Annotated in this window: 14 protein-coding genes and 1 tRNA gene; 12 read left to right on the top strand and 3 right to left on the bottom strand. The window is 34.1% G+C overall.

Features of this window, described 5'->3' with window-relative positions; genetic code table 11:
• Positions 1-17: 17 nt before the first annotated feature.
• From PUH65_RS08925 to PUH65_RS08910, 4 genes are all read left to right on the top strand, one after another.
• Positions 18-102 (top strand) — tRNA-Leu (locus tag PUH65_RS08925).
• A gap of 475 nt (positions 103-577) precedes the next feature.
• Positions 578-1,111 carry a YceI family protein gene (locus PUH65_RS08920; RefSeq protein WP_305519637.1) on the top strand — a complete coding sequence of 178 codons (534 nt, stop codon included), beginning with the start codon at positions 578-580 and terminating at the stop codon, positions 1,109-1,111.
• A gap of 36 nt (positions 1,112-1,147) precedes the next feature.
• A complete protein-coding gene (locus PUH65_RS08915; RefSeq protein ID WP_305519635.1) occupies positions 1,148-2,467 on the top strand; it encodes a hypothetical protein in 1,320 nt (439 codons plus the stop codon).
• A 60-nt stretch (positions 2,468-2,527) separates the two neighbouring features.
• Positions 2,528-3,037 carry a hypothetical protein gene (locus PUH65_RS08910; RefSeq protein ID WP_305519634.1) on the top strand — a complete coding sequence of 170 codons (510 nt, stop codon included), beginning with the start codon at positions 2,528-2,530 and terminating at the stop codon, positions 3,035-3,037.
• A gap of 193 nt (positions 3,038-3,230) precedes the next feature.
• On the opposite strand, the gene PUH65_RS08905 is transcribed toward PUH65_RS08910, so the two are convergent.
• The gene (locus PUH65_RS08905; RefSeq protein WP_305519633.1) at positions 3,231-3,908 is read right to left on the bottom strand and encodes a TIGR02117 family protein; all 678 of its coding nucleotides are present in this window, start codon (positions 3,906-3,908) and stop codon (positions 3,231-3,233) included.
• A 100-nt stretch (positions 3,909-4,008) separates the two neighbouring features.
• Positions 4,009-4,956: a tRNA epoxyqueuosine(34) reductase QueG gene (gene queG, locus PUH65_RS08900; protein WP_305519632.1), complete on the bottom strand. Its 948-nt coding sequence runs from the start codon at positions 4,954-4,956 to the stop codon at positions 4,009-4,011.
• A gap of 73 nt (positions 4,957-5,029) precedes the next feature.
• On the opposite strand from queG, the gene PUH65_RS08895 reads away from it, so the two are divergent.
• The 8 genes from PUH65_RS08895 to PUH65_RS08860 all read left to right on the top strand — a co-directional run bounded on the left by PUH65_RS08895 (position 5,030) and on the right by PUH65_RS08860 (position 12,104).
• Positions 5,030-5,317, top strand: coding sequence for a rhodanese-like domain-containing protein (locus tag PUH65_RS08895; protein WP_305519631.1), 288 nt, complete (start codon positions 5,030-5,032; stop codon positions 5,315-5,317).
• Between the two features lie 252 nt (positions 5,318-5,569).
• Positions 5,570-6,148: a hypothetical protein gene (locus PUH65_RS08890; RefSeq protein ID WP_305519630.1), complete on the top strand. Its 579-nt coding sequence runs from the start codon at positions 5,570-5,572 to the stop codon at positions 6,146-6,148.
• Positions 6,149-6,257: 109 nt separating this feature from the next.
• The gene (locus PUH65_RS08885) at positions 6,258-7,310 is read left to right on the top strand and encodes a glucokinase (protein WP_305519628.1); all 1,053 of its coding nucleotides are present in this window, start codon (positions 6,258-6,260) and stop codon (positions 7,308-7,310) included.
• Positions 7,311-7,391: 81 nt separating this feature from the next.
• The gene (locus tag PUH65_RS08880) at positions 7,392-7,964 is read left to right on the top strand and encodes a YceI family protein (protein ID WP_305519626.1); all 573 of its coding nucleotides are present in this window, start codon (positions 7,392-7,394) and stop codon (positions 7,962-7,964) included.
• A gap of 76 nt (positions 7,965-8,040) precedes the next feature.
• Complete coding sequence (locus PUH65_RS08875) at positions 8,041-8,607, top strand: YceI family protein (RefSeq protein WP_305519625.1); 567 nt, start codon at positions 8,041-8,043, stop codon at positions 8,605-8,607.
• A 62-nt stretch (positions 8,608-8,669) separates the two neighbouring features.
• Positions 8,670-9,311 (top strand): alpha/beta hydrolase, encoded by a 642-nt coding sequence (locus PUH65_RS08870; RefSeq protein WP_305519624.1) that lies wholly within the window; start codon positions 8,670-8,672, stop codon positions 9,309-9,311.
• Positions 9,312-9,890: 579 nt separating this feature from the next.
• On the top strand, positions 9,891-11,309 hold the full coding sequence (locus PUH65_RS08865) for an L-serine ammonia-lyase (RefSeq protein WP_305519623.1): 1,419 nt from the start codon (positions 9,891-9,893) through the stop codon (positions 11,307-11,309).
• A gap of 354 nt (positions 11,310-11,663) precedes the next feature.
• Positions 11,664-12,104 (top strand): PepSY-like domain-containing protein, encoded by a 441-nt coding sequence (locus tag PUH65_RS08860; RefSeq protein ID WP_305519622.1) that lies wholly within the window; start codon positions 11,664-11,666, stop codon positions 12,102-12,104.
• A 111-nt stretch (positions 12,105-12,215) separates the two neighbouring features.
• Here PUH65_RS08860 and PUH65_RS08855 read toward each other — a convergent pair whose 3' ends face one another.
• On the bottom strand, positions 12,216-13,112 hold the full coding sequence (locus PUH65_RS08855) for a LysR family transcriptional regulator (protein ID WP_305519619.1): 897 nt from the start codon (positions 13,110-13,112) through the stop codon (positions 12,216-12,218).
• Positions 13,113-13,159 lie beyond the last annotated feature (47 nt).

Raw genomic sequence — 13,159 nt, 5'->3', positions numbered from 1 at the left:
GCACACCAATTTAGAAAGCCCGGCTGGCGGAATTGGTAGACGCGCTAGACTCAAACTCTAGTATCGCAAGATGTACCAGTTCGATTCTGGTGCCGGGTACCATAAACCTCTGTAATCTTTAGATTTACAGAGGTTTTTTTATTTTATCTTTTCGTGTAGTTTTCACACTGTAATTTTGATTAGGGATTGTGAGACAAAAGACTGTAGAATTCAATTTTAAATCATCTTGTTTTTAAGTTGATTCCTTCATTAAATAATTTCAAAATATATCTTTTTTTTAAATAATACTTATGTTTTATTATGATTTCTGTCAAGTCTTTACAAAGACATCAATTGATAAAATTAACAATAATTAACATTTTTGCGTTTTCTTTATTTAAAATCAATTAATCTTTCTTTTATTTTGCTTATTTTGTAATTTTATTACAATATTAATATTTTTTGTGTAATAATATAAGAAAATAAGATATATGTCATTTATATTTCCTCTAAAAAATTATGAATATTACAATTATCAGGATATCTTTGTACTACAAAATGATGGTAAAACAAACTGGAAATATTAAAATTAGATACAATGAAAAATTTAGTAAACGTTAAAACATTGGTCCTTGCTTTCGGACTGTTTTCAGGATTAGTTGCTGCACAAAAAATTAGCAGTAATAATGTTAAAACTACTGTTACCGGTACATCTACATTACATGATTGGTCTATGACTTCGACAACCGGTACATTTTCTGGTACTGTTGCTGGAAATGCAATTCAGGATGTAACCTATAAAATGAGTTCTAAAACTTTAAAAAGTGGAAAAGGTCCGATGGACAATAATGCTTATAAAGCAATTCAGGCAGATAAATATCCGAACATTACTTTTACAGCAGGTTCTGTAAATATGGGTAAAGGAACGATGACGGGTAAATTAACAGTAACCAATGTTACGAAAACCATCACCTTACCTGTAAACGTTACAAAAAATGGTAATTCTTACACCGTATGGGGACAGGCAAATATTAAAATGACTGACTACGGAATTACTCCTCCAGCATTTATGATGAACTCTGTGAAAACAGGAAATGAGATCACTATTACCGTAAACGCAGTAGCTAACTAAACAAAACAAACATTATAAATAATTAAAATTAAGAATATGAAAACTATGTTAATCAGAGCATCAATGCTTACAATGTTCGTCGCTGGAATTAATTTCATCAGTGCGCAGGATGTTTCAACTTCAATGAGAGACTATTTGGCTCCAGAAAAATCATCACGTAACGTATTTGAAGATCCTAAAGTGGAATCTCCAGAATTCGATGGTATCAAGGTATCTGTTGGTGGTGATTTCGCTTTACAGTTTCAGGCAATTGATCATGAAACAAAAGCGCCTTCCCTAGGAGTTCGTCCAGGAACTACAACTCCGAATCAATTAAATGATATGGGTAAAGATTTTAACCTTCCTACAGCCAATTTAGATTTAAATGCTTATTTGTACAAAGGTTTGAAAATGCACTTAAGAACTTATCTTTCTGCACGACACCACCACGAAGCTTGGGTGAAAGGAGGATATATCCAGGTGGATAATTTAGATTTCATCAAAGAAGGTTTTGCAGCTGATATCATGAAATATGCGAGAGTGAAAATCGGTATGGATGAAATCAACTATGGTGATACTCACTTCAGAAGATCCGATAATGCATCAGCAATTAATAATCCGTTCGTAGGCAATTACATTATGGACAGTTTCACTACTGAAGCTTTTGGTGAAGGATATGTTTTCTACAAAAACTTTATAGGTGTAGTGGGTGTTTCTAATGGTAAACTAGACCAAACAGCAGTGAAAACTACGCTACAATATTCACCTACTGTATATGGTAAAATTGGATATGACAAGCAGATTGATCAGGATTTAAGAGTGAGATTAACAGGATCCTACCTTCAGACTAATGGAGATAATACTGCGAGATTGTACAATGGAGACAGAGCAGGATCAAGATACTACTTTGTGCTTTTAACTGAAAATGATGAAATGGGTGAAGCTAATTTTACAACTGGTAGATTTAACCCAGGATTCAAAAATGTCAAAGCTTTCCAAGTGAATCCATTCGTTAAATATCAAGGACTCGAATTCTTCGGAGTTTATGAATATGTAACAGGTCTAAAAGGAACTGCTGCGACCAGAGGAAATTATACTCAACTTGGTGGTGAATTGCTTTACAGACTTGGTGGTCAAGAACAGTTCTACCTCGGTGCAAGATATAACTCTGTAACAGGAAAAGATAATGACACTGCAGCTGAAAGAAAAATCGACAGACTGAACTTAGGTGGTGGTTGGTTTATGACCAAAAATGTACTTGCAAAAGTAGAGTATGTTAATCAAAAATATAACGATGATGCAGTTTGGGGAGCAACTAGTGCTCTAAGAGGAGGTAAGTTTAACGGTGTAATGTTTGAAGCGACCATAGGTTTCTAATTTTTAAATATTTTAAAGGGAAAAGGGGTTGATTATTAACCCCTTTCTCTATCTTTAATCATGAAAAATAAAATCATCATATTCACGCTCATTCTTTTCTCAGCAAGTCTTTTCGCGCAGAAAAATGGACTGGAGATTAATGGTTGGACGAATATTAATACATTTAAATGTAGTAATCCTAAATTCAAAAACTCAAGTTCGGTTTATTCTTTTACCGGAAGTCAACTGCCAAATATCAGCGTTGCTGTAGAGGATTTTGATTGCAGAAATAAAATGATGACTGCTGATTTTAGAAAAGTATTGCAATCGGATAAATATCCGTACATGACGATTAAGTTTTTAGAATTCAAAAAATCTACAGGCAATAGATTTGAAGCAGTAGTCGAAGTGAAAATGATGACCGTTGCTAAAAAATATAACATAGAGTTTTCTAATTATAACAACAGTTTAGTAGGAAATAAAAGATTGAAGTTTTCTGACTTTAAGATTGTTCCCCCGAAAAAAATGGGCGGTATGGTCTATGTTAAAGATGAACTCGATCTCGTATTCAGTCTAGAAACAAAAGATTAAATTTAATTGATTTTCCTTTTTTAAGTTCCCTTCATCGGGAACTTTTTTTGTAATATTCCCAAACTGTTTCTAATTCTTAATTGTTTTGTGACAAGTTAGTAAAGCAAGAAATAATTAATTTTTACAAACAAATGCTTGTTATTCATTAAAATGAAACGACATTTCAAAGTAGTAGAAAAAATAAAAATCAGGTTTATTTATAGTGCTGAAAAATCCCGAAATCAGTCGGAGTCCAAAGTGCTGCTTTTTGCCCAGCGGTTTTCAATGCATCATTCGTCCAGGTATTACAGGTGTATAGAAAACTATAACTTCCTTTGGCTTCATAAAATGCATCATCGTTGCTATAGACAGCATTCGTCGGAATTAAAATATTCTGTCCTGCTGAGTTTTTATCAAATTTTGAATCTACAAATTTAATTAGATCTGCATATTGTGATCGAGTGAGCAGTATTTTTTTACAATCCTCACCTTCTTTCATTGTTTTATAAAAAGTGCAATGCATAGCCGAATCTCCCAACCAGAAAGCTGCATAAAATGCCGTAGACACTTTCAGTTCTGCCCAAGTTGGCGTATCTAAATAGAATCCTTTGTCGCCCCAACCAATTCCAACATAATTAAAATCTGAACTTTTAGAAAGAGTATTATCAAATAAAATCTTATTGCTCCAATCTATTTGATTATTCTTAATTGGAAGAACAATATCAGTATGAACGCCGTTGGTGTAAATATAAATGGGAACTTCCGCAATTTCAGTCGTGGCTTTTTTCGGAACAGGAATTAAAGGTATTGTTACTGCAAGAATAACGTAGAGTAGAATCAGGCCTATAATTCCGGCAAGACCTTTAAAGATAATTTGAAGTGTTTTTTTCAATGTGAATATTTTTACTTGATAGAGATGTTATTATTGTATTAAAGGGTTTGCGCTTTTATGTTTACAAAAAAGGACGCAATTTTACGTTTAATAATTTTAATTAAAGTTTTGGAATCGTAGAATCGGTCAAAAATTCTATATTCCTTTTCAGCCCTGCAAATTTCGTTCTCTTTACTGGCGATTTGCGAAATATTTCTGAAAATAATTCTTGGGATAGTTCTTTCCAATCCGATTTTTCTAAATTTTTTAGGTAAGAATTGGGCTTAAATTTTTCCTGTTGATGAGGTTTTGCAAATCGATTCCACGGACAAACATCCTGGCAAATATCGCAGCCAAACATCCAGTCTTCCATTTTATTTTTGAAACTATCTGGGATTTCATTTTTTAATTCAATGGTTGCGTAAGAAATGCATTTGCTGCCATCGATGACACGGTCAGAAACAATCGCATTGGTCGGACAGGCATCAATACATTTTCTGCAAGAACCACAATGATCTGTTGTAGAGTGATCTGTTTGCAATTCTAAGTCGCAAATGATTTCTGCTAAAAAATAAAAGGATCCGGTTTGTTTGGTGATGAGGTTTGCATTTTTTCCAACCCACCCAATTCCAGATTTTCGAGCCCAACTTCTCTCCAAAATCGGTGCAGAATCGGTGAAAACTCGATATTGAAAATCGCCAATTTCTTCCTGAAGTTCGGCAACCATTTCCCGTAAAATTTCTTTAATGATTTCATGGTAATCTTCACCATAAGCATATTTTGAAATTTTTAACTGATCAATTCCAAACAAATCTTCTTCTGGGAAATAGTTATATGAAAGAGAAATTACTGATTTTGAACCTTCAACCAATAATCTTGGGTCCAGTCGTTTGTCGAAATAATTTTCCATGTAGGACATTTCGCCATTGTAATTTTTGTTGAGCCAACTTTCAAATGGTTTTGCATCTTCCTCTAGAAAATCTGCTCGGGAAATTCCACAACTATCAAAACCAAACTTTTTTGCTTTGGCTTTGATGAGGTTGGCGTAACTTTCGGGACTTTGTAACATAGATTGCATTGCAAAACTAACAATATTTTATAAATTTGCTACTTAAATATTTACAACCAATAAATTACATAATATGTCAATAGAAGAAATTTTAAAATCAGGAAAATACCATTTAATAGATGTTCGTGAACCAATGGAATTAGAAATGGATGGTGAAATAGAATCAGCGCTTAATATCCCTTTAGGTGAAATACAAGATCGTAAAGAAGAAATTGAGAAATTGGAAGGTCCTAAAATCTTTTTCTGCAGAAGCGGAAACAGAAGCGGAAAAGCAGTTGATTTTTTTAGGTCTCAAAATTTAGATGAGATCTACAACGGAGGTGGATATGTTGATGTTAATAATGCATTAGAAAATCTGTAAAGAATTTTTTCTAAAAAAATAAGAGAGTCGATATTTCGGCTCTCTTTTTTTATTTAAAATAGGTCGTTTAATTATTATTGATAAAATGGCACAAAAATCTAAATGCTTGTTTAATTTGTTATTTTGAACTATATACCTGTTAGTCAGTTATTTAAAGTGATTTAATCTAAAATATTTAAAAGATTATTCTATTTTGGCACGATTTTGACAATTATGTTCCTGTAAAATTTAAACGTAAAAAAATTTAGAATTATGAAATCAATGAAGAAAACAATCCTTGCATTAGGATTAATGACCGCAGGATTAGTAAGTGCACAAAGTGCAGATATGACAAACATGCTAAAAGTAGGAATTAACGGTGGTATCGCTGTTCCTGCAGAGAATGCTGGTGGAACTGTAGGGGTAGATTTATCTTATCAAAATTTAATAACTCCAGGATTCGGTTTAGGTATTGCAACAGGTTATAACCATTTCTTTGGTAGAACAAATAACGTAAACGGAGTGGATATTAATAACAACGATTTCGGAGTAATCCCTGTAGCCGCTTTAATTAGAGTTTACCCAAAACAAATGGGATTCTATTTAGGAACTGATATTGGTTACGGTTTTATCGTAGGTGATGATAAAGTTGCTTCAAATGTTGGATCTGCTGACAGACCAGATGGTGGTTTGTATATTAAACCAGAAATTGGATACCACAATAAAGATTGGAACTTCTCTTTGAACTACCAAAAAACCTTCACAGGTGACAAAGGAGAAATGCTTGGACAAGACTTTAACGCTGGTGCAATCGGTGTAGGAGTTGGTTACAACATTCCACTAGGAAAATAATCTTACTCAACAAAATTTTTTCGACCTTCTCTGGCAACAGAGGAGGTTTTTTGTTTTTTTTAGTGCTTTTTTAAAAACTATTATTATCTTTGGTTGACAACATTACAACATGGAAACTAACAATAAATTCAAACTTTTTTTGCCTGGTATTACTTCAGATAACAATGATAATGTCTCTTTAATCGCTGCCGATCTTAGAGACGGAATCACATTGATCGGACATTATGGCGCTGAAAATAAAAAGGTGTTTCTAAAAACTGAAAAGTCATATTCAACTAAAGAATATAGTTCTTTTTCAGAAATGGTTAATCTTTTTATTAGTGAACATTCCTTAGAAAATATTTCAAAAATTGCGGTTGCCGTTCCTGGTCCAGTGATTGGTGGGAAAAGTGCACCACAGCGTTTACCTTGGAAATTAGATGCAGAAGACATAAAAAACGATACGCAGGCTAATGAAGTTTATTTAATTAATGACTTAGAAGCGTCGGCTTATGGATTAGAAAATATGGCCGAAAGTGATCTTTTGGTAATTCATGATTCTGGAAATTTTACACCTGGGAATGCTGTTATATTGTCTCCTGGTGTAGGATTAGGTGAGGCGGCTTTATTTTGGGATGGTTCTTATTTAAGACCTTTTGCGACCGAAGGAGGACATTGTGAATTCTCCCCAAGAACAAACGATGAAGTTGAATTTTATTCTTTTCTACAAAAAATATATGGAATTGTAAGTTGGGAATCTGTACTTTCAACTGCCGGTTTATTTAATGTTTATCGATTTTTGAGAGATGTAAAACGTCAGGTTCAGCCAGATTGGCTGACTCAGGAAATCGAAGCTGGAAATTTTACTGAAGCAATTATTCGTGGAGCGGTCGAAAAAAGAGACCGTATTTGTACCATGACTATTGAAACCTTTTTGATTTTTCTTGCGCGGGAAGCCAACAGTTTAGTCCTAAAAATGAAAGCAACCGGCGGATTGTTCCTTAGTGGAGAGATCCTCATCATGCTGGAAGAATTTCTTAACAACAAAAAGTTTTATAAGAATTTCATCATTAGTGACAAAATGGAAAATATCCTAAAAGATATTCCAATTTATTTGGTCAAAGATGAGAAAACAATCATCAATGGAGCAGCCTTGTACGCCGCTTTTTATAAAAAATGTTAATTACATTAGCATATCTAAACTTCGCTTCTTGGCGAAGTTTTTTACTTTTAATAGTGTTATAGTTTCATCAAATATATTGTAATGAAAAAGTTAGTTCTTATACTATTGGGTTTATTCTCAATTGCGTTATTTTCTCAATCCAAAGAAGTCATTTCATCCGAGATTCGCTGGAAGGCTTATAAAACACTGAGAGCAGAATCTCTTTCTCATTTCGGAACGGTGAAATTAAAATCTGGGAATCTTGTTTTTAATGGATCAGAACTTATCGGCGGTAATTTTGTAATGGATTTGAAATCCATTGATGCTGAAGATATGAACAGCGATCCCAAAATGAAAAAGATGCTCGAGAATCATTTAAAGAGTGATGACTTTTTTGATACCAATCAATTTCCGGTTGCTTCTTTTCAAATTAAATCGGTAAAAAAGATAAATAATTCCAATTATAATTATCAAATTGCCGGAACATTATCCATCAAGGGAGTTTCTAAACCACTTGCTTTCCCGGTGAAAATTTCTCAAAGCAATGCTGTTTATACTTTAACTTCTGCGCAATTTACTTTTAACAGAAAACATTTCGGACTGAAATATAATATATTCGAAGATATGTTAATCAGCAATGATGTTGAAATGAATGTCATGCTTAAGGCTAAATAAGTTTTTCTTATCCTACATCAATGCTTACTTTATATAATTTTCAATAAGTTTGCACTTGAAAATTTAACAAAAAAATATGAAAAATTTAGTATTAGCTGCACTTTTAGCCGGAGGAATGATGTTTGGACAAACTAAAAAAGTGATTAACTCAAACGTTGAATGGTGGGGTTATAAATTAGCAAAAACAGAAGCATCATCTCACAATGGTGTAGTTAATTTAAAATCTGGCGATGTGATTATGAAAGGAAATAACATCGTTGGTGGTACTTTCTCTTTGGATATGAACAGCATTAATGCAACTGATTTAACAGGAGAGTATCAAACCAAATTAAACAACCATTTAAAAAACGGTGACTTTTTTGAAACCGATAAATTTCCGCAAGCAACGTATAAAATCACTTCTGTAAAAAAGAGCAATAACAAAGCATTTCCTTACTTAGTTAATGGAGATTTGACTGCAAAAGGAAAAACAAATCCTGTTTCTATCCCTGCGAAAATTTCATTGAAAAACGGAGTCTTAAATATGGTTTCAGACAAGTTTTCTTTTGACCGTCAGAAATTCGGAATCGCTTATGCTTCAGCAGCCAAAGACGTTGTCGTAAAAGATGAAATCGATATGGTGATCAACATTACAGCGAAGTAAATTTAACAAAATATTAGTATTGAAAGAGCAGCATTGTCTGCTCTTTTTTCTATTTTTACTTTATGAAATTGTATGTCATCAGTGGTCTTGGAGCCGATTTTAAAGTCTTGGAAAAAATCGATTTCCCCCATAATTTAGAAGTCGTTTTTTTAAATTGGCTCATTCCGGAAAACAAAGAAGATTTTCATCATTACGTTTCAAGAATGGCTGATAGAGTAGATGGTTCAGAGCCTTTCGCTTTATTAGGTTATTCATTCGGTGGCCTTATCGTACAGGAAATCGATAAAATAAAACCGGCAGAAAAAGTAGTAATTCTCGGAAGCATCAAATCTGATAAAGAGAAATCAAGATTTATAAAGTTTGGTGAAATTTCTAAGATTACCAAATATCTGCCTACAAGCATGTTCAATATAAAATCTGCCGCAATCTATTCGGTCGCCAGAAATATTGTTGATCCGAAAAATCCAAAACTGATGGAATACTTTACGGTTCGCGATCAATATTATTTAAAATGGGGAATCGACAAAGTTTCCAACTGGAAATTCGAAGCGAATCCAAAAGTTATTCAAATTTTAGGTAGCAAAGACATCGTTTTCCCCGTCAAATATTCGAAACCAGATTACATTGTTGAAAATGGAACCCATCTTTTCCCGGCGACCAAACCAAAACAAGTTTCCAAAATATTAGCAGAGATTTTTAAATAACAATAAAATCCCCTCAATCTGCGAGAAATTTTAAGCGCACAGATTCCACACATTTTCACAGAGCATTTATCCGTGCAAATCTGTGAGATCCGTGAGGAGAAAAATCCGCTCAATCTGCGAGAGTCTATAATCGCACAGATTCCACACATTTTCACAGAGCATTTATCCGTGCAAATCTGTGAGATCCGTGAGGAAAAAAATCCGCTCAATCGGCGAGAGTTTATAATCGCACAGATTCCACATGTTTTCACAGAACATTTATCCGTGTAAATCTGTGAGATCCGTGATTGAAAAAAATCTGCATAATTCGCTTAATCTGCGAGAGATTGCAAACAGACAGATTGAACAATTTAGTGGTCTTTGTTCGCCCTTGAAAGTCTATGAATAAAAATACATTGCTAAGTGTAACGCCTTTCCGTCCTTAAAAAGCATTTCAAAAACATTCGAATCGGAAAGATTTCTTTGCGTCTTTGCGGTTAATAACTGCCGAATTAGAATACCGAATTTCATTCAAAACTCACTTCCCCAAATCTCAAAAATAGAATTATCTTTGTTTAGACAAATCCTTTAGAAATAGATATGGAATCAATCAGTGTTTTTGAAATTATAAAAGTTGGAATTGGCCCTTCAAGTTCTCATACCATGGGACCGTGGAACGCAGCGGAAAGTTTTATCAGAAAAATAAAAACCAGTCACCAGCTTCACGATGTAAAAGAAGTTTTTGTGGAATTTTTCGGCTCACTCGCAAAAACCGGAATCGGCCACGGAACCGATATCGCAGGAATGCTCGGACTTTCCGGGGAAAATTTTAAACTGATTGACACTTCTAAAATTGATGAAAAAGTTCAAGCCATTAAATCTTCAAGCACTCTAATTCTAAATGGGGAAAAAGAAATTCCATTTATTTACGGGCATCATTTGATTTTAAACAAACAGAAATCACTCGATTTTCATCCAAACGGAATGATTTTCAAAGCCATATTTGAAAATGGCGAAGAACTCATTCAGGATTACTATTCCATCGGTGGCGGATTTATCGCTACCCAAGAAGCCAATTCTTACGAAAACCATTGTACCAGAACATTATATCCATGTCACAATGGAAAAGATATCGATAAAAATATTGCAAAATTAGGTTTGGATAAAATTTCAGATCTCGTTTTTCTAAATGAAGAATCTTGGCGAACCAGAGAAGAAACTGAAAAAGAAGCATTATATATTTGGCAACAGATTAAAGAATGTATTTATAAAGGCGTAAACAAAGAAGGTGTTCTTCCGGGTGGACTTAATGTTACCCGTCGTGCTGCGGGTTTAAATAGAAAACTGCTGGGCGATAAAGTCTATAAAAACATCCACGAATGGTATCAATATTTGGTCGATGCCGATTTAAGTTTCACCAATATCAACAAATGGGTTTCCTGTTTTGCCTTGGCTGTGAACGAAGAAAATGCCAGTTTCGGACGAATTATCACGGCGCCAACTAATGGTGCAAGTGGCGTAATTCCCGCGGTTCTCATGTATTCCCAAGTTTTCACAGAATTTAAAAGTGACGAAAATGTCATTCGTTTCCTTTTGGTAGCGGGTGAAATTGGGACGCTCTTTAAAAAGAACGCCACCATTTCTGCAGCCATGGGCGGTTGCCAGGCCGAGATTGGCGTTTCCTCTGCCATGGCTGCGGCTGGTCTCACCGAAATCATGGGCGGCACTCCGGGTCAGGTTCAAATGGCTGCCGAAATTGCTATGGAACATCACCTCGGCATGACTTGCGATCCGATTGGTGGTTTGGTTCAGATCCCGTGTATTGAGCGTAATTCTATGGGCGCCATGAAAGCGATTACTGCAGCCAATATTGCTCTAGAATCCGATCCTGCCAAAGCGCGTGTGACTTTAGACGAGGTTATTCAATCCATGTGGGAAACTGCTCAAAGCATGAATGACCGTTTCAAAGAAACTTCCGAAGGTGGTCTCGCCATCGCGGTTAATGTCGCTGAATGTTAGAATTATATTTCTGATTTTTAGGAGCAAGAAGATTTTCGTTTCTTTCAAAAACCGTCCCGCTTTCCACTTTATCTTTTGCTCGTCCTTCGTCCTCACAAAAGGATGCCGTTGCAATCGGGGCTAAAAATTCTTTTATTTATTATTTGAAAGAACGTAACTATTTGCATTCAATAAAAAAGTTATTTTTGATTGATGTTAAGTGATTTTTACTATTTTAGCAATGATGTAATTTATCAATAAGTTCATAGAAATACATCATTATTTGGTGGTCTTTATGTAATTTTGACATATGCATAAATCGTTAGCGTTCATGCTAAAAAAAATGAAGACTTAAATAACTTTAAAAATGAAAAAATGAAAAAACAAATCAAAACATTATTTGCAAGTTTAATTTTAATCTTTGCTAGTTTTAGTGTGAATGCTCAAGACAGAATCATAACTGAAAACAAACTGCCAAAAGAAATTAAAACATATATTAAAAAACATTTTCCTAATAATACTATAATTCAAGCATCAATTGATAAAGATTTGATGTCTAAATCTTATGACGTAATATTAAAAGAAAATATTAAATTAGAATTCGACTCGAAAAATAAAATAAAAGAAATAGAAGGAAATTCTAAATTACCTAAAAGTGTAATACCTAATCAAATTCTAAAATATGTTCAAATTAATTATCCTAAAAACTTTATTACTGACTGGGAATTAGACAATAATAATCAAAAAGTTGAACTAGAAAATGGTATTTCTTTGGAGTTCAATATGAAGGGTGAGTTTTTAAGAGTAGATAATTAAATAGATGCCCGAACTTGGCAATATGCAAAATTGAAAGCCAGGGGATTGGAGTCATTAACTTTATGCATCAAACCTATATTTTCAGCACCTTAAGAACAACCACAGACCATATCACCCCATTTCTTTTTTAAATAAATCCTTTATCATTTCCAATTCCTCTGCATAAGAAGTCTTTTTTCGACAGGCAAAATAAAGCGTATTGACTAATTTATTGTGACCTTCCCAAAGCATTTTTACTTGTCCATTTTCTATCGCCTTGTCACAGAGAAAATCAGGTATCACCGCCAAGCCGGTGCCACTGCTTAAACAACGTACAATTGAGTTAAGGTTCGGGACAATATAGTTAGGCCGGAAATCAGGGGTATGCCCGAAATTCAACTGCCAAAAACGAAATAAATGTTCCATATCGCCAGTCGTTCCGTACCACTTTTGTTGATTCAACCATTCTTCTGCTTCTGAATAGTTTTTCGCCTTAATCAATTGGTCAAAACTGACATCATCCGTGTTTTTTCCACCTACCAATACAATAGTTTCGGAAGAAAACTCTTGGTATTCTATATTTGGCATATTCCCTTTTTGTGGCGTAACAATTAAGTCCAAAATACCTTTGTCTAAGTTATCCAACATTTCATGGTAATCACCAAAGCGAATAATTACATTAAAAGGCAAGGAAGAAATATACTGCTCTAAAGTAATTTGAAATGTTTCAAAACACATCCCGATACTAATGGTAGGGGTATGTTTTTCGGTACTGCGTTTAAAGTTATTTTCTGCTTCTTCTAATATCTCTAAGCCTTGCGAAACTACATTAAATAAAATTTTTCCCCGTTCGGTCGGTATCATTTTTCTGCCTGTTCGGTCAAAAAGTTTGTAACCTACATAATTTTCCAACGAACTCAAATGCAAACTCACACCAGGTTGCGAAATAAACAGAGATTCTGCTGCACCCGTAAGCGTTCCACATCGATATATTGCTTTAAATGTGCGATACCATTCTAGATTTACCATTACTAATTATTATTTTTATGATACAAAGGTATAAAACATATTATTTG

Origin of the sequence: Kaistella sp. SH40-3 (assembly GCF_030686865.1) — a bacterium.
Classification (GTDB): Bacteria; Bacteroidota; Bacteroidia; order Flavobacteriales; family Weeksellaceae; genus Kaistella.
Note: the sequence above shows the minus strand (reverse complement) of the source record. Positions and strands in the feature narration are given on the sequence as shown.